21 protein-coding genes are annotated in these 22,724 nt (G+C 69.0%); 12 read left to right on the plus strand and 9 right to left on the minus strand.

The features are described 5' to 3' along the window. Positions 1 to 61 precede the first annotated feature (61 nt). On the plus strand, positions 62 to 982 hold the full coding sequence (locus LGM89_RS21665; RefSeq protein WP_226273832.1) for a glutamate/aspartate ABC transporter substrate-binding protein: 921 nt from the start codon (positions 62 to 64) through the stop codon (positions 980 to 982). A 21-nt stretch (positions 983 to 1,003) separates the two neighbouring features. Here the strand turns inward: LGM89_RS21665 and LGM89_RS21670 are convergent, their stop codons facing one another. Beyond that, complete coding sequence (locus LGM89_RS21670) at positions 1,004 to 1,759, minus strand: 4'-phosphopantetheinyl transferase family protein (RefSeq protein WP_226207022.1); 756 nt, start codon at positions 1,757 to 1,759, stop codon at positions 1,004 to 1,006. 152 nt (positions 1,760 to 1,911) lie between these two features. Beyond that, on the minus strand, positions 1,912 to 2,952 hold the full coding sequence (locus LGM89_RS21675; protein WP_226273833.1) for an alpha/beta fold hydrolase: 1,041 nt from the start codon (positions 2,950 to 2,952) through the stop codon (positions 1,912 to 1,914). 187 nt (positions 2,953 to 3,139) lie between these two features. Here LGM89_RS21675 and LGM89_RS21680 point away from each other — a divergent pair, with 187 nt between their 5' ends. The 3 genes from LGM89_RS21680 (at position 3,140) to LGM89_RS37200 (ending at position 5,609) form a co-directional block, all read left to right on the plus strand. Next, a complete protein-coding gene (locus LGM89_RS21680; protein ID WP_226273834.1) occupies positions 3,140 to 4,081 on the plus strand; it encodes a LysR substrate-binding domain-containing protein in 942 nt (313 codons plus the stop codon). Positions 4,082 to 4,269: 188 nt separating this feature from the next. Then, on the plus strand, positions 4,270 to 5,496 hold the full coding sequence (locus tag LGM89_RS21685) for an MFS transporter (protein ID WP_226273835.1): 1,227 nt from the start codon (positions 4,270 to 4,272) through the stop codon (positions 5,494 to 5,496). Then, positions 5,487 to 5,609: a hypothetical protein gene (locus tag LGM89_RS37200; protein ID WP_256989978.1), complete on the plus strand. Its 123-nt coding sequence runs from the start codon at positions 5,487 to 5,489 to the stop codon at positions 5,607 to 5,609. The genes LGM89_RS21685 and LGM89_RS37200 overlap by 10 nt, the downstream gene beginning before the upstream one ends. 22 nt (positions 5,610 to 5,631) lie before the next feature. Here the strand turns inward: LGM89_RS37200 and LGM89_RS21690 are convergent, their stop codons facing one another. After that, positions 5,632 to 7,110 (minus strand): cryptochrome/photolyase family protein, encoded by a 1,479-nt coding sequence (locus tag LGM89_RS21690; protein ID WP_226273836.1) that lies wholly within the window; start codon positions 7,108 to 7,110, stop codon positions 5,632 to 5,634. Positions 7,111 to 7,466: 356 nt separating this feature from the next. On the opposite strand from LGM89_RS21690, the gene LGM89_RS21695 reads away from it, so the two are divergent. Together LGM89_RS21695 and LGM89_RS21700 are read left to right on the plus strand one after the other, a co-directional pair. After that, the gene (locus tag LGM89_RS21695) at positions 7,467 to 7,946 is read left to right on the plus strand and encodes an SRPBCC domain-containing protein (RefSeq protein ID WP_226273837.1); all 480 of its coding nucleotides are present in this window, start codon (positions 7,467 to 7,469) and stop codon (positions 7,944 to 7,946) included. 13 nt (positions 7,947 to 7,959) lie between these two features. Then, positions 7,960 to 8,412 carry a nuclear transport factor 2 family protein gene (locus LGM89_RS21700; RefSeq protein WP_089495194.1) on the plus strand — a complete coding sequence of 151 codons (453 nt, stop codon included), beginning with the start codon at positions 7,960 to 7,962 and terminating at the stop codon, positions 8,410 to 8,412. A gap of 63 nt (positions 8,413 to 8,475) precedes the next feature. Here the strand turns inward: LGM89_RS21700 and LGM89_RS21705 are convergent, their stop codons facing one another. The 4 genes from LGM89_RS21705 to LGM89_RS21720 are packed head-to-tail and all read right to left on the minus strand — an operon-like array spanning position 8,476 to position 12,606. Then, the gene (locus LGM89_RS21705) at positions 8,476 to 9,456 is read right to left on the minus strand and encodes an acetyltransferase (RefSeq protein ID WP_226273838.1); all 981 of its coding nucleotides are present in this window, start codon (positions 9,454 to 9,456) and stop codon (positions 8,476 to 8,478) included. A 17-nt stretch (positions 9,457 to 9,473) separates the two neighbouring features. Then, positions 9,474 to 10,265: an SDR family oxidoreductase gene (locus LGM89_RS21710; protein WP_226273839.1), complete on the minus strand. Its 792-nt coding sequence runs from the start codon at positions 10,263 to 10,265 to the stop codon at positions 9,474 to 9,476. 41 nt (positions 10,266 to 10,306) lie between these two features. After that, complete coding sequence (locus LGM89_RS21715) at positions 10,307 to 11,500, minus strand: sulfotransferase family protein (protein WP_226273840.1); 1,194 nt, start codon at positions 11,498 to 11,500, stop codon at positions 10,307 to 10,309. Continuing rightward, positions 11,497 to 12,606 (minus strand): DUF1214 domain-containing protein, encoded by a 1,110-nt coding sequence (locus LGM89_RS21720; protein WP_089495198.1) that lies wholly within the window; start codon positions 12,604 to 12,606, stop codon positions 11,497 to 11,499. The genes LGM89_RS21715 and LGM89_RS21720 overlap by 4 nt, the downstream gene beginning before the upstream one ends. A gap of 130 nt (positions 12,607 to 12,736) precedes the next feature. Between LGM89_RS21720 and cysD the strand changes: the two genes are divergently transcribed. From cysD to LGM89_RS21745, 5 genes are all read left to right on the plus strand, one after another. After that, positions 12,737 to 13,717, plus strand: a complete 981-nt coding sequence (gene cysD / locus LGM89_RS21725) for a sulfate adenylyltransferase subunit CysD (RefSeq protein WP_226273841.1) — start codon at positions 12,737 to 12,739, stop codon at positions 13,715 to 13,717. Then, a complete protein-coding gene (cysN, locus tag LGM89_RS21730; RefSeq protein WP_226273842.1) occupies positions 13,717 to 15,639 on the plus strand; it encodes a sulfate adenylyltransferase subunit CysN in 1,923 nt (640 codons plus the stop codon). The genes cysD and cysN overlap by 1 nt, the downstream gene beginning before the upstream one ends. Before the next feature lie 130 nt (positions 15,640 to 15,769). Further along, the gene (locus tag LGM89_RS21735; RefSeq protein WP_226273843.1) at positions 15,770 to 16,957 is read left to right on the plus strand and encodes a helix-turn-helix transcriptional regulator; all 1,188 of its coding nucleotides are present in this window, start codon (positions 15,770 to 15,772) and stop codon (positions 16,955 to 16,957) included. Between the two features lie 303 nt (positions 16,958 to 17,260). After that, positions 17,261 to 18,628: an MFS transporter gene (locus LGM89_RS21740; protein ID WP_226207035.1), complete on the plus strand. Its 1,368-nt coding sequence runs from the start codon at positions 17,261 to 17,263 to the stop codon at positions 18,626 to 18,628. Continuing rightward, a complete protein-coding gene (locus LGM89_RS21745; protein ID WP_226273844.1) occupies positions 18,615 to 19,664 on the plus strand; it encodes a lactonase family protein in 1,050 nt (349 codons plus the stop codon). Before LGM89_RS21740 ends, LGM89_RS21745 begins: the two co-directional genes overlap by 14 nt. Before the next feature lie 61 nt (positions 19,665 to 19,725). Here the strand turns inward: LGM89_RS21745 and LGM89_RS21750 are convergent, their stop codons facing one another. Then, complete coding sequence (locus tag LGM89_RS21750) at positions 19,726 to 20,763, minus strand: AraC family transcriptional regulator (RefSeq protein ID WP_226273845.1); 1,038 nt, start codon at positions 20,761 to 20,763, stop codon at positions 19,726 to 19,728. A gap of 205 nt (positions 20,764 to 20,968) precedes the next feature. On the opposite strand from LGM89_RS21750, the gene LGM89_RS21755 reads away from it, so the two are divergent. Continuing rightward, positions 20,969 to 22,078 carry a fatty acid desaturase gene (locus tag LGM89_RS21755; protein WP_226273846.1) on the plus strand — a complete coding sequence of 370 codons (1,110 nt, stop codon included), beginning with the start codon at positions 20,969 to 20,971 and terminating at the stop codon, positions 22,076 to 22,078. 9 nt (positions 22,079 to 22,087) lie between these two features. On the opposite strand, the gene LGM89_RS21760 is transcribed toward LGM89_RS21755, so the two are convergent. Then, positions 22,088 to 22,708: an HAD family hydrolase gene (locus LGM89_RS21760; protein ID WP_089495207.1), complete on the minus strand. Its 621-nt coding sequence runs from the start codon at positions 22,706 to 22,708 to the stop codon at positions 22,088 to 22,090. Positions 22,709 to 22,724: the final 16 nt, after the last annotated feature.

Genomic DNA, 22,724 nt, shown 5'->3' on the forward strand with positions numbered 1-22,724 from the left:
AGTTGTTGCAATTATTTTGTCTTTGGCAACATACGGTTCATCATTCGCCACGGAGACCGCCATGTCCTTCCCGTCACGACTCGCCATCCGGTTCGGCCGCCCCCTGCTGTTCGCCGCGTGCGCACTCGCGTGCGGCGCGTCGCTCGCCGCGGAGCCGCTCTCCGGCACGCTCGAGAAGATCCGGCAGAGCAACCTGATCTCGATCGGCCACCGCGAAACGTCGGTGCCGTTTTCCTACGCCGACGCGAACGGCAAGGTCATCGGCTTCTCGCAGGACCTGTGCGACCGCGTGATCGCCGCGGTGAAGGCGCGCACCGGCAAGCCCGACCTGCAGGTGCGCTTCATTCCGGTCACGTCGCAGAACCGCATCCCGCTCGTGCAGAACGGCACCGTCGATCTCGAATGCGGCGTCACCACGAACCTCGCCGCGCGTCACGCGCAGGTCGCGTTCTCGACCACCTTCTTCGTCGCGACGACGCGCCTGCTCACGCGCACGACGTCGGGCATCCGCGACTTCCCCGATCTCGCCGGCAAGACGGTCGTGACGAATCAGGGCACGACGTCCGAGCGCCTGCTGCGCAAGATGAACGAGGAAAAGAAGATGAACATGCGGATCATCAGCGCGAAGGATTACGGCGAAGGGCGCCTCACGCTCGAATCGGGCCGCGCGGCCGCGTACATGATGGACGACGTGCTGCTCGCGGGCGTGCGCCAGCTCGCCGCGAAGCCGGCCGACTGGCAGATCGTCGGCACGCCGCAATCGTCGGAAGCCTACGGGTTCATGCTGCGCAAGGACGATCCGCCGTTCAAGGCGCTCGTCGACGGCGTGCTGGTGCAATTGATGAAGCGCGGCGAGATCGACGCGCTGTACGACAAGTGGTTCATGAAGCCGGTGCCGCCGAAGGGGCTGTCGTTCGACTTCGCGATGAGCGACGTGATCAAGGCGCGCTATGCGGCGCCGAACGACGCGCCGCTCGAATGAACGCCGCGCGCTGAGCGCGGCTCACGCACGCGTCCACGCGACGCACGCCGCATAGCCGGGCGCCGCGTCGAGCCACGCCGCATCGAACGCCGCGACGCCGGCGGCGGGCGCGGCCGGCTCGACGATCGTCGTCGCGGGGGTCGCGCCATCGCGCGGCGGCATGACCGCGAACGCGCCCAGCCCGCCGACGATGCCCGTGCCGAGCGCCTTGAGCAGCGCCTCCTTCGCACTCCAGACGCGCATGAATGCGCCGGCGCGCTCGGCCGGCGGCAGGCTGTCGAGATAGGCGGCTTCGGCGGGCGCGCACACTTCGCGCGTCAGCGCACGCCAGTCGGTCGCGCGGTTGCAGCACTCGATATCGACGCCGACGCGCCCCGCAGGAGCCCACGCAATCAACGCATGGGCGCCCGCATGCGACACGTTGAAGTCGAGCGATGCGCGATGCGCGCCGTCCAGCGACGGCCGACCCGATGCGTCGACGACGATCGCCACCGCGTGCGGCGCGATGCCGAGGGCCGTGCCGAGCACGTCGCGCAGCGCGGCACGCGTCGCGGCGCTGCGCACCGCATCCTCATGCCGCATGAAGCGTGCGGCCCGCGCGCGCTCGCCGTCGCTCAGTGCCGCATACGCGGGCGACGCAAGCGGCACGCGCCAGTCGAAATCGACGCGCGCGATCCGCACGCCGGCGCGGGCCGCGGCGGGCGGCGCGTCGAGCCGCTGCATGCGCCAGGCGCTGGGGCTTTCAGACGGGGAAACGGAATCGGGCGGGACGAGCATCGACGTGCGGCGGCCTGTGGAAGGAAACGTCCGATGTTAATCGATCAGGCGATATGGCGAACCACTGCGGCCCGCCGGCGTCGATGCCGGCACCGTGCGCTACGCCGGCGCGTGTCCTCTCGGCATGCGCGATGCATGGCGCGGCCGCGCTGTCACCCGTTCGCGGCAACGCCCGGCACGCCGCTGCCGGGTCCACGCCCGCGCGATGCCGGGTGAATCGCATGCACGTTGCCCGGCGCATCGGCCGGCAGCGCGCCGTGCTGCAGCCAGTAGAGCGCGAGCGGCCACAGCGTTTCGGTGAAGCGGCTGTGGAAAAACGCGAAATGGCCGATCGCGTCGACGCCGATGTCGGCCGGCGCGATCCGCAGATGCGTGACGTCGCTGCCCGTGTAGTAGCCGACCAGCCGCTCGATCGCCTCGACCGTGCCGAACCCGTCGTCGTCGAGGCCAATCGCCAGCATCGGCGCCGACAGCCCCGCGAAGCGGGCGGGCAGTGCGGCGCGGCTCGCGGCGGGTTCGGCGAGCGGGCCGCTCGTATAGCCGTCCTCGAAGCGTGCCTGCGAGCGCACCCACGACAACGCGACGCCGCGCGGCGTGTCCTCCATCCAGCCGAGCCGCTTCGCGGGCACGTAGCCGAACACGGCCGCGAGCACCGGCATCGCGACGTGCCACTTCCACCACATGCGGCGCCGTTCGGCCGGCTTGTAATCGCGCCAGTACGCATACTGCGCGCCGACCGTCACCGCATGCCGCACGTGGACGTTCGATGCGGCGAGCCCGAGCGCGAACCCGCCGATGCTGTGCGCGACGATGTCGATCGGCTGGCCCGGAAACGCGTCGCGTGCGTAGTGCAGCGCGGCTTCGCAATCGAGCCGCCCCCAGTCGAGCCAGTTCGCGCGCAGCTTCGCGAGCCGCGCCGGGCGCGACCCGCCGATGCCGCGATAGTCGTAGACGAGCACGTCGCGCCCCTGGGCGAACAGCCAGGCCGCGAAACGGAAGTAGTAGTCGCAACGCACCGACGTCGCGCAATTGATGACCGTCACCGGCCGCACGACACTGCCGCCGCGATGGCGCCATACATGGCCGCGCAATGTATAGCCGTCGGCCGCGCGCAGCGTCACCGGCTCGGGCGGCAATGCGTCCGCCGCGCGGGTGCCCTGCGTCATTTTGCGGCCTTCGTTCGAAATCGTCATCGTGTCTCCAGTCCCATGCCTCGCGGTCCGTCCGGGTGAGCGCGTCAGTGCCTGCCCACATCCATGCTTCGCAGCCGGCCGGGGCGTCGCCCGCCCCATCCTTCACCGCTCGCGCCAGCCTCCATTGAACTTGACGCGCCCCGCGTTCTCAACCAATCTTGCTGCTCCGTTCGCATGAGTCACGCGCATGTCAACGCCGCTCGTCCGCCTCCCGTCGCTCGACCTCGTCCGCGGTTTCGTCGCCGTCGGCCGCCGCATGAGCATCACGCTCGCCGCGCAGGACCTGTGCGTCACGCAATCGGCGGTCAGCCGCCAGGTACACGCACTCGAAGCGCATCTCGGCGTCGCATTGCTGCAGCGCGGCTACCGGAAGATCGCGTTCACGCCGGAAGGCGAGCGGCTGTTTCGCGTCGCGGATGCGGCACTGCATGGGCTGCAGGACACCGTCGCCTCGCTCGCGGCCACGCGCGAGCGCCAGCCCGTCACGATCACCGCCAGCATCGGCGTCACCGCGCTGTGGCTGCTGCCGCGGCTCGGGCGGCTGCAGGCGCGCCTGCCGGAGATCGACCTGCGCGTGGCCGCGAACGACAAGGTACTCGATTTGCGCGCCGAAGGCATCGACCTCGGGATCCGCTACTGTCCGCGCGAGCGCGCGCCGGTCGGCGCGCTGCGCCTGTTCGACGAGATCGTCGTGCCGGTCGCGCATCCGGCGCTCGCCGCGCGGCCCGTCACGAACGCGGCCGCGATCGCCGACCACGTGCTGCTCGAATTCGACGGGCCGCCGCAGCCGCAATTGCAGTGGCGCGCGCACCTGCACGCGGCCGGGCTCGGCGACGCGCGCCCGAAAGGCGTGCTGCGTTTCAACCAGTACGACCAGGTGATCCAGGCGGCGATCGCGGGCCAGGGCGTCGCGCTCGGCCGGCTCGCGCTCGTCGCGCCGATGCTCGCGGACGGGCGGCTCGCGGTGCTCGGGCCGCACACGCAGGCGCTGTCGGATGCGTACGGCTACTGGCTGTTCCAGCACGATCCGGCCCCACGCCGCGAAGTCGCCGACGTGCGCGACTGGATGCTCGCCGAAGCGGCCGATTGCGATGTCGCGATGCGTGCGCACGGCACGGCGTCGGTGTAAGCCGACGCGGCCTTTGCGTATCGACCCGACCGCTGCCGGGCACGCCCGCTCCTCCCCCGCGTGCTCCGCATCGCATTCCTGCCAAGCATGCCAACCTGACCGAATGATCGCTTGAGCGACGACGGGCCCGATCGTCTAATCGGATCGAGCGCGGCCGTCTTGCCGCGCGCCTTCATCCGGAGACACGCATGACCCCGATCGAGCAGGAAGTCCGCCGCCGCTGGCTGCCCGTCCTGGCCGGCGGCCTGATCATGGGCGCCGCGCTCGGCATCCGCCATGTGCAGGGCCTGTTCCTCGCGCCGGTGTCGCTCGACCACGGCTGGTCGCGCGAAGCATTCGGGCTCGCCCTCGCGCTGCAGAACCTGATCTGGGGCGTCGCGCAGCCGTTCACGGGGATGGTCGCCGATCGCTTCGGCTCGCTGCGCGTGATCGTCGCCGGGATGCTGCTGTATGCGGCCGGGCTCGTCACGATGGCGCATGCGGCGACGACCGGCATGTTCACGGTCGGCGCCGGGCTCGTGATCGGCATTGCGCTGTCGGGCTCGGCGTTCGCGTCGATTTATGGCGCGCTGAGCCGCCTGTTTCCGCCGGACCGGCGCGGCTGGGCGCTCGGCGTCGCGGGCGCGATCGGCGGGCTCGGCCAGTTCTGCATGGTGCCCGTCGCGCAGACGCTGATCGGCGGCATCGGCTGGCGGCACGCGTTCATCGCGCTGGCGCTCGTCGCGGCGCTGCTTGCACCGCTCGCCCTGCTGCTACGCGACCGACCCGCGCAGGCTGCCGCCGCCGGCCCCGACCAGTCGATCGGCGAAGCCGTGCGCGAGGCGTTCGCGCATCGCGGCTTCTGGCTGCTGAACGCGGGTTTCTTCGCATGCGGCTTCCAGCTCGCGTTCGTCGCGACGCACCTTCCCGCGTACCTGCTCGACCACGGGCTGCCGGCACGCCACGCGAGCGTCGCGCTCGCGCTGATCGCGCTGACCAACGTGGCCGGCACCTATGCGTGCGGCCATCTCGGCGGGCTGCTGAGGCGCAAGTACGTGCTGTCGGTGCTGTACCTCGTGCGGGCGCTCACGATGGCCGCGTTCGTCGCGGCACCCCTGTCGCCCGCGAGCGTCTACGTGTTCGCGGCCGTGATGGGGTTCACGTGGCTCGGCACCGTGCCGCTGACGAACGGCGTGATCTCGCAGGTGTTCGGCGTGCGCTACATCGCGACGCTGTTCGGCTTCGTGTTCTTCGGACACCAGCTCGGCAGCTTCTTCGGCGTCTGGCTCGGCGCGGTGGTGTACGACGCGACGCACTCATACATGCCGCTGTGGATCGGCTCGATCGCGCTCGGCGTGCTCGCGGCGTTGCTGCACCTGCCGATCAACGACGCGCGCGTCGCACGCCCGGCATCGGGCAACGCGGCATGGGCATGATCCGCGCGGCGCTGGCCGCCGGCGCGCTCGCCTTCGTCGCGTGGTGCGGCGCGGCTTATTTCAGCTCGGGCGTCGCGTACGCGCTGCTCGAACACGTCGCGTTCTGCAATTGATGCGGCCATCCGGAGCGTGCGGTCAGCGGCGCTTCGGCAATGCCGCCAGCGCATCGAGCGCGCGGGCACGCGCGGCCGCATGCTCGACGAGCGGCGCTGGATAATCGACACCGAGTCGCACGCCGGCCGCGGCAAGTTCCAGCGGCGACGCCTCCCACGGCGCGTGGATCGAGGCGTTGTCGAGACCGGCAAGCTCGGGCACCCAGCGCCGCACGTACGCGCCGTCCGGATCGAACTTCTGCCCCTGCGCGACCGGATTGAAGATGCGGAAATACGGCGCGGCGTCGGCACCGCACCCGGCCACCCACTGCCAGCTCGCCGCGTTGTTCGCGGGATCGGCGTCAACCAGCGTGTCCCAGAACCATGCTTCGCCCGCGCGCCAGTCGATCAGCAGATGCTTGATCAGGAACGACGCGACGACCATTCGCACGCGGTTGTGCATCCAGCCGGTCGTCCACAGTTCGCGCAGGCCCGCATCGACGAGCGGATAGCCGGTCAGCCCGCGCTGCCATGCGCGCAGCGCGGCGGGATCGTCACGCCACGGCATCGCGTCGAACTGCGCACGGAAGTTGTCGGTCGCGAGCGCCGGGAAGTGATACAGCAGCGTGTAGCTGAACTCGCGCCAGCCGAGTTCGCTGAGGAATTTGTCGGCGTCCGCGGCCACCGCCGCGCCGCCTGCGCTCGCGGCGCCCTGCACCGCGTGCCAGACCTGTCGCGGCGACACGTTGCCGAAGCGCAGGAACGGCGACAGCCGGCTCGTCGCGGGACGGTCGGGCAGATCGCGTGCGTCCGCATAGCCGGCGAGCGATGTCGTCAGGAACGCGTCGAGCTGCGCGTGCGCGCCGGCTTCGTCGGGCATGGGCCACGCATCGCGCAGGCCGCCGGCCCAATCGGGCGAATGCGGCCGCAACGCAAGCGCGTCGAGCGCCAGCGCGCGGTCACGCACGGCTTTCGGCCACGGATGAAACGCGATCCGCTCGGGTTCCGGCAGCGGCGCGGCGACCGTGCGATCCCGTCGCGCCGCCCGCCAGTACGCAGTGAACACCTGATACGGGGTGCCGCCGCCCGTCAGCACCTCCCAGGGCTCGTTCAGCAGGCTGCCGTTGCTGCTCTCGACCGTGACGCCGCGCGCCTTGAGCGACGCCTTCAGCGCCGCATCGGCGTCGCGCTGCGGTTGCGCGTAGCGACGGTTCCAGTACACGGCTTGCGCCCCCGTGTCGTGCACGATGCGCTCGATCTCGCGCGGCGCGTCGCCGCGCAACAGCAGTAGGCGCCCACCATGACGCGCGAGCGCCGCATCGAGCCCGGCCAGCGACCCGTGCAGCCACCAGCGCGCTGCACCACCGAGCGCGCGCCCGGCGCCGTCGCCCGTGTCGTCGACGAATACGCAAATGAGCGGCCGGCCCGATTCCACCGCGCGCGTCAGCGCGGGCTGGTCGGTCACGCGTAGATCGTCGCGGAACCAGACGATCGCGGGAGCAACGGACGACTTGGCGGACACAGGCACCTCGAAGACGAAAGCGGAAAGAGACCCGTATTGTCGCGGCTGCGCTGCGTGGTGTCGACGTTCTGCGTGCATGATGCGCCGGTGCGCCCATGCCGCCGACCGTCGCGGCGATCGCACCACCCTGCCGCCCCGGTGAAACGCCTTAGTCCATTCCGACGATTCTTCGCCGCGTGTGCCGACCTACGCTCGATGTCGGGTGCGCTGCGCGGCACGTGCCGGCGAAAACGCCCCGCACGTCCCGAGCCACACCCGTCACGCGCGCCGACCGATGCCGGCGCGGCTCCTTCCGACCGCCGCGACGCGTCCCGCCACCCGGGTCGGCGCGGTTTCATCCGATCCGATACATCGCCATGACCAAACCCTCGAATCTCGTCACCTCGATCACCGTCGACATCGACGCACCGGCTTCCGTCGTCTGGGAAGTGCTGACCGACTTCCCGCGCTACGGCGAATGGAACACGTTCTGCGTCGGCTTCGAAACGACCGGCAGGCTCGGCGATTTCGTGCACATGCAGGTGCGCATCCCGGGCACGGAGACCGTGATTCCCGTCAACGAGATCCTCGTCGCGTACGAACCCGAACGCCTGCTGTCGTGGGAGCAGCGCCCGACCGACGACAACAAGGACGCCGCGCGCCGCGACCAGTACATCGACGCGATCGGTGCGGAGCGCTGCCGCTATTTCACGACCGACCAGTTCCTCGGCGTCAACGCTGACACGATCATGCAGAACCACGGAGGGTGGGTAAAACAGGGTTTTGACCAGTGCGCGCGCGACGTGAAGCAGCGTGCCGAAGCGCTCCACGCGGCACGCCGGCGCAACGGCGCGTGACCGGGAGCCGCCGATGCCCGATCTGCAAACGCTGTCCGACCATCACGACATCCGCGAGCTGATCGTCGCGTATTCGAGCGCGATCGATACGCGCGACTTCGACGCGCTCGACGCGGTGTTCACCCCTGATGCTGCAATCGACTATCGCGCGATGGGCGGCATCGCCGGCCGCTATCCGGAGGTGAAGGCCTGGCTGCGCACCGTGTTGCCGCAGTTTCCGCAGTACCAGCACATGGTCGGCAACCTGTCGATCCGGCTCGACGGCGATACCGCACGCGGCCGCACGATCTGCTTCAATCCGATGGAAGTCGCGCTGGCGGACGGCGGCACGCAGGTGATGTTTCTCGGGCTCTGGTACGTCGACCGTTTCGCGCGCACTGTGCAAGGTTGGCGCATCGCCGAACGCGTCGAGGAACGCTGCTACGGTCACAACGTGCCGACCGTGCTCGCGGGCGCGACCGGTTGATCCATTCGCGATGCGCGCGTCGTGCGCAGGTACACGGCGCACGCACCGTCGCAGCCCGCTGCGTCAATCGAGCCTGAACGCGGCCTCGAATCGCTCGGCGAATGCGTCGAACTCGGTTTCCGGCAGATGGTTGATCCCGCCCGCGCGCTTGCGCCCGCCGCCGGTCGAAAAGCCGCGACAGAATTCGTCGGCGCCGAGCGGTCGGCCATCGGGCACGCGCACGCTGACGACGAGCCCGCCGTCCGCACGTGGCGACAGCACCGCGAGCGCCGCATGCGGCGCACTGCGCATCCGCTCGTTCGCGAGCATGCCGGTCGCTCGCCGCGCCCACGGATGATCAGGCATCCGGACCAGCGTCGCACCGGGCACCTCGCGCAGCGGCGCGAGCGCGCACGCACGCGCCATGTCGTCGCGGTAGCCGTCGCGCAGCGCGGCGAACACGGTTGTCTCGCGCACGAAATCGAGCGGGTCGACGCACGGCAGCATCGCATCGGCGAGCGCGGCCGGGTCGAAATGCAGATCGCCGACACACTCGCCGTACGCGTTGTAGTTCAGGTAGAGCCCAAGTTCGGCGAGCGTGTCGCGTTGCGCCTCGTCGATCCCGTGCTCACTCGCCAGCGCGTGGCCGAGCGCCGGCAACTCGTCGCCGAACGCCGCGACGATCGCCCAGCGCACGTGCCGGCCGTCGAGATAGCGGTTCACGATCGCGCTCGTGCAGACGTCGGCCGCCGTGTCGATATGCGCGTCGAAGCGCGGATCGTCGGGCAGTTCGCCCGCGAAGTGATGGTCGAAATAGCGGACCGTCGCGCCGTCGCGCAGCAGCCGCACGCACGCGTCGCGATTCTGGTCGTGCGACACGTCGAGCACGGTGACGATGTCGCCCGCCCGCGCGCCGATCCGCTCGAGCAGCTTGATGTCGCGTTTCACGCCGGTCACGAGCGTGCCGTGCTCGCTCTCCGCGAGCCGAAGTTGCTGAAGCGCGCACAGCCCGTCCGCGTCGCCGTTGAATGCAAAGAAGTGTCGTGTGTCGTGGTTGTCCTGCATGATCCTTTGCTCCATCGTCAGGGCATGAAATCGCCGCCATTCGCGTCGAGCGTCGCACCCGTCACCGCATTCGCATAGTCCGACGCGAGGAACAGCGCCGCGCGTGCACAGTCGTCGTCGGTCGGCAACTTCGCGAGCGCGAGATTCGACGCGATCGGCGCGATGACCTGCTCTTCCGTCATGCCGTACTCGGCAGCCGCCTGCCGGAAATACGTCTGGGTCGGCACGCCCCACATCCACCCCATGTGGATGCTGTTCGCGCGAATGCCGTGCACGCCGAGTTCGCGCGCCAGGTATTTTGCCGCAACCGCGAGCGCCCCCTTCGATACAGCGTAGCCGCCTTCCCCTGCAAACGGCTTGCGGGTCGCCTGCGTGTTGATCATCACGATCGCGCCGCGCTTGTGCCGCTTCATGTGCGGCACGACTGCCTGCGTGAGCGCCATCGTGCCGAACACGTTGGTGTCGAACACCGCGCGCCAGCCGTCGAGGTCGGCTTCCTCCACCGGTTCCGGAAACGTGCCGTGCACGAATGCGCTGTTCACGAGCGCGTCGATCCGGCCGAAGCGCTCGACGGCCTGCGTCGCGAGCTGGCGACATTGTGCACGGTCGGTGATGTCGGTCCGCACCTTCAGCACGTCGCAGTCGACGCCGAGTGCGTGGATTCGCGCTTCGGCATCGTCGAGCTTTTCCAGCCTGCGCGCCGCGACGACCACGCCGCGCGCACCCTCGCGCGCGGCCTCGACGGCGAGCTTCACACCAAGCCCCGGCCCGATCCCGGAAATCACGATGATCTTGTCCTTCAGCAACATGGTTTTCTCCTGGTTGTCGTGGATCTCGCGAGCAATGTCCGTCAGCCGGATGCCCGCAGGTGCCGCGCGCGATACGCGGCGAAGTCGCGCGCGAGCTGTGCATCGGTGAAGCCGAAGCGCGCGATCGAATAGTCGTGTGCGGCACGTTTGTCGCGGCCGTTGCGCGCCATCCAGTCCGTCATCGCCGCGCGCTGCCGCGCATCGAGCGGCATCCCGGCAAACGCGTACACGGCCTCGGCGACGCCGAGCGGATTCGACACCGTGTCCTCGAAGCGCACGTCGAGGAAGCGGTCGGCCGGCAGCGCATCGCGCGCGGTCATCGCCGCACCGATCGCGCGCGCCATCCCCGCGTTCCACTGCGCGCCGATGGTGAGCGGATCCGGATCGTCCGCATACATCTGCCACAGCGTGTGCGCCATGCTCGCCATCGACGGAATCGTCTGCGCCGGATCGCGGTGCGTGAGCACGACCTGCGCACGCGGAAACACCCGGCACAGCACGTCGAGCGCATGCAGGTGCTGCGGCGTCTTCAGCAGCCAGCGCGCGGCCGGCGCGACGCCACGCTGCGCCTTCTGCCATTGCAGGAACTGCAGCATCCGCTTCAGGTATATATAGACCGGTGTGAGATCCTGCCGCGCGAGCCATGCCGTATAGCGCGGCACGTTCGCATACGAATCCATCGCGCACACGAACGCATGCTCCATCAGCATGAACTCCTCGTCCGCGAGCATCGCATCGAGCGGATGGATCGTCAGGATCTGCGGAATGCAGTCGATCATCGTCGCGACCTCGGCCTGCGCACGCGCGATGCGCACCGTCGGCTCGGCGAGCGTCTCGCCTGCAAGCGGCGCCGGGTAGCGGGTTTCCCACCACGCCGCAGTATGGAAGCGCAGGTCGACGGCCAGCAGGCGCTGCAGCAGCGTCGTACCCGTGCGCGGCAGGCCGACGATCACGAGCGGATCGTCGATCGCGATCTCCGCGATTTCCGGATGACGCCGGAAGTAGTCCTCGATGACGAGCCGGTTCACGAGCTGGCCGACGAGCTTCTCGCGCATCATCTCCGCGCCGCGCGCGGACAGCTTCGCTTCGTCGATCAGCGACGCACACATCACGTCGAGCGCCTCGCGATACGGCCCGTCACCGAACGCGGTCAGTCCGCCCGTGCGCGACACGGCTTCGGCGATCAACCCGTCGGCCGAGAGCAGCGTGCGGATCCGGTCAAGCGGCGCGTTCATGCGGCCTCCTTCAGCGTTGCAAGCTTGACGACCCGCGTGCGCGGATGCACCGGCTGCGCGGCGCCGACCCAGCGCCAGCAGATCGTGCCGGTGCGATGCCCGGCGGTATCGAGCCAGTTCGCATGGCCGGGCCGCACGGCCGCGACGACCACCGTCACGCCGCCGTCCGCATTCAGCCGCGCGCTGTGCTTGTTCACGCAGATGTCGAAGTGCCGGTAATCGAGCGATTCCATCCAGTAGTTGTTGAGCTGCACGTTCCAGAAGTCGCAGTCGGGCACCGTGTCGACGTCGATCACGAGTGCTTCGTCATCGGCCAGCGACCAGCACGAGTGGTAGTAGTAGATGTTCGGATCGCCGCCGACCGACTGGCACAGCGCCTGGTCGGCGGGCGGCAGCGCATTCACGTGCGACCGGTAGCTCGCGGCCCAGTCAGCGAACAGCTTCGACGTCTGCTCGACGAACTGCGCCGCGCGCGTGAGGCCGCCCTGCAGCACGAGCGGGTCGAGCGGCGCCGGTCGATCGTCGGCGCCGATGCGCTCGATCTTCAGTTGTGCCGGCGTTTCCGCGCGCCGGTCGAGGAAGGTCTGGCGCACCAGCAACGCGTTGGTGCCCGGCTCCATGCGTACCCAGTTACCCGCGCGCGGCGTTTCGCTCAGCACGATCTCGACGCTGCCGTCCGGCGCGATCTCGAGCTGCTTTGCGTCGAGAAAGCCCGTCTGCAGCATCTTGCCGTCGGTCTCGTAGCCGCCCTTCTGCGTGCCGAAGCTCAGGTAGGCCACCGTGCCGCGCCGCCCCGTCACGCGATATTCGCAGCGGCCGTCGAGACGCGCGTACTGGTACAGGTTGTCGGGATTGTCGGCGCCGATCTTCGCGGTCTCGTGCGACGGCGAGAAAAAGCCGGGCCATGCACCGTCCGCGAACTCGACGTGCATCTCGAGCGCGATACGCATCAGCCGGCTCAGGTAGCGGAATCCTTCCGCGCGCGTCAGCGGATCGTCCGGCGCCTCGGCGCGCAGGATCTGTTCTCCGCTGCGTTTCAGGGTGTCGCAGAAGTCGGCCCAGGTCTGGCCCGAAAGCAATTGCGTGGCACGTGTGTCGTCCGTCATGTGTCGTCTCCGCCGATGGTCGAGCGCTCACCTTAAGCGTCGCCGTCGCGCGCCACTTCGTCCGGGTGGACTAAGGAAAGATCCGCTCCACCGCCGTGCCGCGATTTAGTCCACCCGGACGAAGAGCGGCATGCCGCTCGCCCGATACCGTCGGTGTCATGCACGAAACGCCGCACATGTCGCGCGGCGCCGGCATGAAACAAGGAGACGAACGATGTTGACCCACTTGGAGCGGCTGGAGGCCGAAAGCATCCACATCATGCGCGAGGTGGTCGCCGAGAGCGAGAACCCGGTGATGCTGTATTCGATCGGCAAGGACAGCTCGGTCATGCTGCATCTCGCGATGAAGGCGTTCTACCCGGCGAAGCCGCCCTTTCCGTTGCTGCACGTCGATACGACCTGGAAATTCCGCGAGATGATCGCGTTTCGCGACGAGACGGCCGCGCGCCTCGGCCTCGACCTGCGCGTGCACATCAACCCTGAAGGCATCGCGAACGGCATCGATCCGTTCACGCACGGCTCGGCCGTGCACACCGACGTGTGGAAGACGCAGGGGCTCAAGCAGGCGCTCGATCATTACGGCTTCGACGCCGCGTTCGGCGGCGCGCGCCGCGACGAGGAGAAGTCGCGCGCAAAGGAGCGCATCGTGTCGCTGCGCTCGGAACAGCATCGCTGGGACCCGAAGCGCCAGCGCCCCGAGCTCTGGTCGCTGTACAACGCGCGCAAGCGCAAGGGCGAAAGCCTGCGCGTGTTCCCGATCTCGAACTGGACCGAGCTCGACATCTGGCAGTACATCCAGCTTCGCGACATCCCGATCGTGCCGCTCTACTTCGCGAAGGAACGGCCCGTGGTCGAACGCGACGGCGCGCTGATCATGGTCGACGACGAACGCCTGCCGCTGCGCGACGGCGAAGTGCCGCGGATGCGCAAGGTGCGCTTTCGCACGCTCGGCTGCTATCCGTTGACGGGCGCGATCGACAGCGACGCGACGTCGCTCGACGACATCCTGCGGGAGATGCGCGAGACGCGCACGTCGGAACGGCAAGGACGACTGATCGACAGCGATTCGGCCGGTTCGATGGAAAAGAAGAAACAGGAGGGATATTTCTGATGGCACACGTTCTCACCGCGCCCGACACGCTCGCGCGCCACGCACCCGATTCACGCGCTTCCGGCGAAGCGCATGCGCCCACCCAGGACCTGCTGCGCTTCATCACGTGCGGCAGCGTCGACGACGGCAAGAGCACGCTGATCGGCCGCCTGCTCTACGAATCGAACATGCTGTTCGACGACCAGCTCACGCAGCTCGAGGCCGATTCGAGGACGGTCGGCACGCAGGGCGGCGAACTCGATTTCGCACTGCTCGTCGACGGCCTGTCGGCCGAGCGCGAGCAAGGGATCACGATCGACGTCGCGTACCGCTTCTTCGCGACCGCGCGACGCAAGTTCATCGTCGCCGATACACCCGGCCACGAGCAGTACACGCGCAACATGATCACCGGCGCGTCGACCGCCGATCTCGCCGTGATCCTGATCGATGCACGCAAGGGGGTGCTCACGCAGACGCGCCGCCACAGTCATCTCGTCGCACTGATCGGCATCAGGCGCGTGGTGCTCGCGATCAACAAGATGGATCTCGTCGACTACGACCGCGCCGTGTTCGAGCGCATCGACGCCGACTATCGCGCGTTCGCGGCCGAGCTCGGGCTGGCGGAGATCGTCAGCATCCCGATGTCGGCGCTGCGCGGCGACAACGTGATCGCGCCAAGCGCGCGGATGCCGTGGTACGCGGGCCCGACGCTGATGCAGCATCTCGACACGCTGCCGCTCGCCGCGCGCGTGACGCGCGACGAGCCGTTCCGGCTGCCGGTGCAGTGGGTCAACCGCCCGCACCTGAACTTCCGCGGTTACGCGGGCAGCATCGCATCGGGCGAGATCCGCGTCGGCGAGCGCGTGCGCGTGCTGCCGTCCGGCAAGGAGAGCCGCGTCGCGTCGGTGATCACGCAACGCGGCGAAAGCGACCTCGCGCGCGCCGGCGACGCGGTGACGCTCACGCTCGCCGACGAGATCGACATCAGCCGCGGCGACATGATCGCGCGCGCGGACGCGCCGCCTGAAGTGGCCGACCAGTTCGAGGCGACGCTCGTGTGGATGCACGACGCGCCGCTGCTGCCCGGCCGCCCGTATCTCGTGAAGCTCGGCACGCAGACGGCCGGCGCGACCTGCGCGACGCCGAAGTACAAGATCGACGTGAACACGCGCGAGCATCTCGCGGCACGCACGCTCGCGCTCAACGAGATCGGCGTGTGCAACCTGAGCCTCGACCGGCCGGTCGCGTTCGACCCATACGACCGCAACCGTCACACGGGCGGCTTCATCGTGATCGACCGCGTCACCAACGACACGGTCGGCGCCGGGATGCTGCACTTCGCGCTGCGCCGCGCGCACAACGTGCACTGGCAGACCGTCGACGTCGACCGCGCCGCGCGTGCCGCGCAAAAGGCGCAGACGCCGCGCATCGTGTGGCTGACGGGCCTGTCGGGCGCCGGCAAGTCGACGATCGCGAATCTCGTCGAGAAGCGGTTGCACGCGCTCGGCAAGCACACGTACCTGCTCGACGGCGACAACGTGCGGCACGGGCTCAATCGCGATCTCGGCTTCACCGAGGCCGATCGCGTGGAGAACATCCGGCGCGTCGCCGAAGTCGCGCGGCTGATGCTCGACGCGGGGCTCATCACGCTCGTGTCGTTCATCTCGCCGTTCCGCGCGGAGCGCGACATGGCGCGCGCGATGGCCGGCCCCGACGAGTTCGTCGAAGTATTCGTCGACACGCCGCTCGCGGTGGCCGAGGAGCGCGATCCGAAGGGCCTGTACAAGAAGGCGCGGCGCGGCGAGCTGAAGCACTTCACGGGCATCGATTCGCCGTACGAACCACCCGCCCAGCCCGAACTGCGCGTCGACACGATCACCGAGTCGCCGGAAGAAGCGGCCGACCGCATCGTCGCGTACCTGCTGCGCGAGCGCGCGGCGTAAGTGCCTCGGGCAGGCGGCCCGACGCTCGCCCGCTTGCCCGCGGCGTCTACTCCGTTCGGATGACGCGGGCCGCCAGCCGGCCGGTATGCTGGTCCGGGAACCCTTCATCCCGACCAAGGAGAACACGAGCATGCCCATCGCGCTGGCGCCCGGCGACCCGGCCGCGCACGACGGCTTCGACGACGCGGCGTGGACGGCGCGCGAACTCAGCGCGTGGCTCGGGCTCGTCTATCAGGGCCCGTCGGAGCCCACCCCGTGGGCCGGCTTCCTCGAAGCGGTCCGCGCGCGGCTCGACGCGCGCTTCACGACGCTGGTGCTGCGCAACCCCGGCGGAGCACGGCACGGGCTCATCATCAACGCGTCGGCGCATGGCCCGCTGCTGCCCGGCGAGCCGTCGTACAGCGAGCAGTTCTACGCGCTGTGCCCGTTTCTCGACCAGCCGCCCGGCCAGGTCTTCACGGCCGACCGGCTGTTCGGCGAAACCGCGTGGCGCGCGCACGATTTCTACCGGCAGTACCTGCAGCCGCTCGACCTGCGCTACATCCTCGGCGCGAACCTGCGCGGCGAACGTGGTGTCGAGTGTGCGTTCTTCGTGAGCCGCGCGCACGGCAGCCGCGATTTCGACGCCACCGAGCGCGCGCAGGTCGCGACGCTGCTGCCGCACCTGCAGCGGGCAGTCGAGCTGCACGCGGCGTTCGACGTGCTCGATGCCGAACGCGCGCTGTATGCGGGCACCGTCGACCGGCTCGACGTCGGCACCGCGATCGTCGACGAGGACGGCCGCGTGATCAAGCGCAACCGCATCGCCGAGCGGCTGATCGAGCAGCAGGACGGGCTGTGCGTGCGCCAGGAGCGGCTCCACGCATCCTGCCCGCTCGACGAACGCCGGCTGCAGAAGGCGCTGCAGGCCGCGCTCGAGCATTTCCGCGCGGGCGCACTCGCGCGCATCGAAGCCACCACGCTGTCGCGCCCCGGCGGTGCGATGCCGTTGAGCGTGCTGCTGCGCCCGCTCGCGCCCTACCGCGGTGCGGAGGACCGCCAGCACCGGCCCGCCGTCGCGGTGTTCGTCCGCGATCCGGCATCGTCGCCGCAGACGTCGCGCGACATGCTGCACCGGTTGTTCCGGCTCACGCCGATGGAAACCGAAATCGCGCTGCTGCTCGTCGACGGGCTGACGCTCGACGAAGCGGCCGCCGCGACCGGCATCACGAAGAACACCGCGCGTGCGCACCTGCGCGGCATCTTCGCGAAGACGGGCGCGACGCGGCAGGCCGTGCTCGTGAAGACGCTGCTCAACAGCGTCGTGTCGATGGCGTAGTCGCGGCGCCGGCAGCTCCCGGACGGGCTGCCCGGCCGATGCCCCCGCGCGCGCAGTGCGGGCCGCGACGGAAGACGCAGCAATCGGCACCTGCCCGCCTCATGTCATACGTCATCAGACATGAACAACCAACCAACACGCCTCACGAAATTCCCCAATATCTGAGTAATTTTCGGGTAAACCCGCGACGTCTTCATCGACACTCAGGCGTACCATGTCATACGACGACATACTACATGGACCGCCACCCGGATGCCGACGCGGGCCACCGCCCCGTCCGCCGCCGCCCGACCGGAGACACGCTTGAACCCGCCCTCGCCCGCCCTGCCCGGACGCGACCCGCTCGCGTCCGCCGTCTCGAAAGTGAAGTGGCACGTGCTGCCGCTCGTGCTGATCATGTTCATCGCGAACTACATCGACCGCGTGAACGTCGGCTTCGTCGATCGCCACCTCGAGGCGTCGATCGGCATCGGCGCGGCCGCGTACGGCCTCGGCGCCGGGCTGTTCTTCGTCGGCTACGCGCTGTTCGAGGTGCCGTCGAACCTGCTGATGCAGCGCTACGGCGCACGCATCTGGCTGGCACGGATCATGGCGACGTGGGGCATCGTCGCGGCCGCGATGGCGTTCGTGTGGAACGACACGTCGTTCTATGCGCTGCGCTTCCTGCTCGGCGCGGCCGAGGCCGGCTTCTTCCCCGGCGTCGTGCTGTACCTGTCGCAATGGCTGCCGCCGCAGGAGCGCGGCAAGGCGATGGCGATCTTCCTCGGCGGCTCCGCGTTCGCGTCGGTGCTGTCCGGGCCCGTTACCGGCGCGCTGCTGTCGATCCGCGGTTTCGGCCTCGCAGGCTGGCAATGGATGTTCCTGATCGAAGGGCTGTTCTCGGTCGCCCTGTGCGGCGCGAGCTGGCTGCTGCTGAAATCGCACATCCGCGACGCGACCTGGCTCACGGCCGAAGAACGCACGGCGCTCCAGAACGCGCTCGACGACGAGCGCGCGACGCGCGACGTCCGCTCGAACGTGCCGGTGCGCGCCACCGCGCTGCTGCGCGACCCGCAGATCATGCTGTTCTGCTTCCTGTATTTCTCGATCCAGCTGACGATCTACGCGGCCACGTTCTGGCTGCCGACGATCATCCGCAAGATGGGCGGGCTCACCGATTTCCAGGTCGGCCTGTACAACACGATTCCGTGGATGATCGCGATCGGCGCGATGTACGGCTTCGCGGTGCTGTCGTCGAAATGGAAGCATCCGCAGCGCTGGCTCGCGGTCGCGCTGGTGCTCGCCGCGTGCGGGCTGTTTGCGTCGACGTCGCACGATCCGGTATGGTCGTTCGCGTCGATCTGCTTCGCCGCACTCGGCTTCAAGGCCGCCTCGTCGCTGTTCTGGCCGATCCCGCAGGGCTATCTCGACACGCGCGTGGCCGCGGCCGTGATCGCGCTGATCAACTCGGTCGGCAACCTCGGCGGCTTCGTCGCACCGACGGCGTTCGGCTATCTGAAGCAGCATACGGGTTCGATCACGGGCGGGCTGTATGCGCTCGCGATCGCTTCGCTCGTCGCCGCGGTCGCCGCGCTGTTCGCGCGCACGCACCGGCGCAGCGATCCGCCGCGCGGCCTGCCGGCCGACGCGTCCTTCACGAACGCCTCGATGCTCCGCCATGCCGAACACTGACCGCCTGACCGTCGTCGTCTCGAATGCCGCCGACGGCGACCTCGCCACCCTCTCGCTCGCGGCCGACGGCACGCTTGCGCCGCTCACCCGCTATCCCGCGGCCGACGTCGCGATGCCGATCGCCGTGCCGGCCGACCGTGCGCGGCTCTACGTCGCGACGCGCGGCGAACAGCCGACGATCGTCGCGTTCCGCGTCGTGCCAGCCACCGGCGCGCTCGTGCGCATCGGCACCACCGCGATCGACGCGAGCCATGCGTACCTGTCGCTCGACCGCAGCGGCCGCTGGCTGCTCGGCGCATCGTATGGCGGGAATTCGCTGAGCCTCTACGACGCCGCGCGCGTGCGCGACGGCGACGGCACGCCGCTGCAGGTCACGGGCGGCATCGCGAACGCGCACGCGGTGATCGTGTCGCCGGACAACCGTTTCGCGTACGTCAGCTCGCTCGGCTCGGATCGCGTGTTCAGCTTCGCGCTCGTCGAGGACGCGGCCGGCCTGCGCGCGCTCGAACATGGCGAAACGCGCGTGCCGGCCGGGTTCGGCCCGCGTCACCTGCAATTCGCGGATGACGGCCGCACGCTCGTCGTCGTCAGCGAATTCCAGGCCACGCTTGCGACGTTCGCGCGCGACCCCGACACCGGCCGGCTCGGCGATGCGCGGGTGAGCGCGCGCCATCCGGCCGTCGCCGAACTCGCGCAAGGCCATGCGCGGCCGCCCGCGCCCACCGAACCGTCCGTCTGGGCCGCCGACCTGCACCTGACGCCCGACGAGCGTTTCGCCTACGTCAGCGAACGCACGTCGAGCCGCCTGCTCTGCTATCGCCGTAACGACGACGGCACGTTCGAACCCGCGCACGCGACCGCCACCGAAACGCAGCCGCGCGGGTTCGCGATCGACCCGTCGGGGTGCTGGCTCGTCGCCTGCGGTGAACAGTCTGAATTCGTGTCGGTGTACGCGATCGCGCCGGACGACGGCGCACTGTCGCCGCACGCACGCGTGCCGGGCGGACGCGGGGCGAACTGGGTCGCGATCGTCTGAAACAGTGATACGCGGCGCATGACGCGGCAGGCCAGCCACGCAGGCCGGTGCATAACCGCGTTCAGCGCCGCTCGCTCGGCGCGACGCCCGTCCAGCGCTTGAACGCGCGCGTGAAATTGGCGCGATCCGTATAGCCGACGCGCGCGGCGATCTCGTCGACCGGCAGCCGCGTGCCTTCGAGCAACCGCAGCGCGTCGCGCAACCGGATCTCGTCGAGCAGCGTCGAATAGGTCGCGCCGTACTCGGCGAGCTTGCGCTTGAGCGTGCGCGCCGACACATGCAGCTCGCGCGCGACGTCGTCGACCGACGGATAGCCGCCTTCGCCGCAGATCAGCAGGTTGCGCACGCGCTCGACGATGCTTTCCGCATAGCCGAGCCGCGCGAGCTCGGCCTCGCACTGCTGCACGATCATCTGCGCGGTGTGCGCGTTCGCGGTGCCGATCGGCTCGTCGAGCAACGCGGCATCGCAGCGGATGCGGTTCGCGCTCGCGTCGAAATGACAGCGCGGCAGCCGCGCGCAATAACGCTCGAACCACGGCGGCTCCGGCCATTCGAAATGGAGTTCGGCACGCGACTGCAGCGTGCGCCCCGGCACCGGATGCAGCAGCGAGTTGAACAGGATCGCCGTCTCGACCAGGAAGTTCTCGACCGCGAACTGGCGCAGCCGGCCGAGCGGAAACGCCTCGAACACGTCGATGTCGACGATTCCGTCGAGTTGCGCGAGCCGCACCGAAAAGAACGGCACGCGCGTCGGCAGATAGCGGATGCCGAGCGCGATCGCCTCGCCGAGCGTCGCGCAGCTCATCAGCCCGAAGCCGATCAGTCCCGCTTTCGTCAGGCTGCTGCGCAGGCCGATCTCGATCGCGATCGACGGGTCGTCCGTCGCGTCGAGCAGGTTGAACACGATCGCCGCCTGCTGCAGCGGCGTGATGCGCGCATCGGGCTGCGCGAGCCGGTCGCGCTCGACGCCCGAACCGGCCAGCACGCGGCCGCCGTCGATGCCGCGCTCCTCGGCCAGCATCAGCATGAACAGCGCATACGCGGACGACACCGTCGCCTTGTTCAGCTGGCGCGCGGCATCCGGGACGGACAGGACCATGCGGCGGACTCCGGAGCGGTTTCGGCGGATTGTAGCGTCGCTGGCCCGCAATGACACCGGGGCGTGACTCTAGCCGCGCCGGCCGGCCATCGTGGCCCGAAATGACACCACCATTGGCACCGGCGGCCCTCGCGTGCGGTCCGGTGCGCGCCTATGCTTGTCACATCGGCATTGCGCCCCACCCTTTCCGCAGGAATCCCGGTCAATGAGCCAACCCGCACGAACCGCCTTTCGCCACGACGCGGACAAGGTCGCGTACGTCCGCCGCGAGGTCAACGCCGCGAGCGACGCGATTCGCGCGCGCTTTCCGCTGCTCGACAACCAGAACCTCGTCGGCGCGACCGTGATGGCCGTCTCGGTGAGCGCGATGCTCGCGATCGCATGGCTGTACGCGCGCGGCGCGATCGCGTGGTACGTCGCGCTGCCGCTCGCCGCATTCGTCACGTCGCTGATCCACGAGCTCGAGCACGACCTGATCCACCTGATGTACTTCAAGAAGACGCCGTGGGCCTATCACCTGATGATGGCGCTGTGCTGGCTCACGCGGCCCGGCACGATCAACCCGTGGACGCGGCGGCGCATGCACCTGCATCACCACAAGGTGTCGGGCGGCGAATCGGATCTCGAAGAATACGGCATCACGAACGGCGAGCGCTGGGGCGTGAAGCGCCTGCTGATGATCGCGGACGGCATGCTCGCCGTCGTGCTGCGGCCCACCGCGATGCGCCGCAAGGTGAAGCAGTACGTGGCCGCGCAGCCGGTGCAGGATCCGTCCGAGCGCCTGCAGTTGCGCGTCGAGCAGGTGTCGTCGTACATGCCGGTCGGTCACGTGTATTACGTGCTGTGGCACGCGTTCATCGTCTATCACGTCGGCCTGTTCGCGCTGCACGCGTTCGGCTACGCGGTGAAGGTGCCGGCCGTCGTCGAGCGCACGATGAGCGTCGTCGATTTCCTGGCCGTGGTGTGGCTCGGGCCGAACTTCGTGCGCAGCTTCTGCATCAACTTCGTCAGCTCGAACATGCATTACTTCGGCGATATCGACTCGCGCAACGTGATCCAGCAGACGCAGGTGCTCAACCCGTGGTGGATGCTGCCGTTCCAGCTGTTCTGCTTCAACTTCGGCAGCACGCACGCGATCCATCACTTCGTGGTGCGCGACCCGTTCTACATCCGTCAGCTGACCGCACGCACCGCGCATGCGGCGCTGCGTGAAGTCGGCGTGCGCTTCAACGACGTCGGCACGTTCGCGCGGGCGAATCGCTGGGGCGGCTATCGTCCGGCGCGCGCTGCGCGCCAGGCTCAGGCCGACGCGTAACGCACCGCCTCAACCGCCGATCGGCGGCATCGGCCCTTGCCCGCGGATCCACGACCAGTTCGCGAGTTCGGCCATTTCCTTGTCGCCGCGGCTGTCGCCATACGCGAACAATTGTTTCGGCGGCCGGTCGCCCCACCACCCGCGCAGCCGCACGACCTTCTGCGGCCCCCAGCAGTTCTCGCCGTCGAGCCGACCGGCGAAGGCGCCGCGCTCGAACGCCAGCCGCGTCGCGAGCACCGCATCGAAGCCGGCCGTCTTCGCCCACTTCTCCAGATACAGCGACGGCGACGCGCTCACCAGCACGACTTCGTGCCCGCGTGCCCGATGCTCGCGGATGCGTTCGAGCATTTCTGGGCGCACGAGGTTCGGCAGATAGGTGTCGACGAACGTGCGCGCCTGTGCATCGAGCGTATCCTCGCGCACCGGCCCGAACGCGAACGACGCGAATTTCGCTTTCGCATCGCCACGCGACAGCAGCCCGGCCTTCATCGCAATGATCCACGGCAGCGCGCGCAGTCCGGCCCACGCGAAGCGCGGCGTGCCGACCGCATAGCGGACGAAATGGCGAAAGCTGTCGGTCGTCGTGATGGTGCCGTCGAAATCGAATGCGGCAACGATGCGGTCAGTCATGGAGAATCGGCGGGAA

The sequence above is a fragment of the Burkholderia sp. AU31624 genome (assembly GCF_020420065.1).
Taxonomy (GTDB): domain Bacteria; phylum Pseudomonadota; class Gammaproteobacteria; order Burkholderiales; family Burkholderiaceae; genus Burkholderia.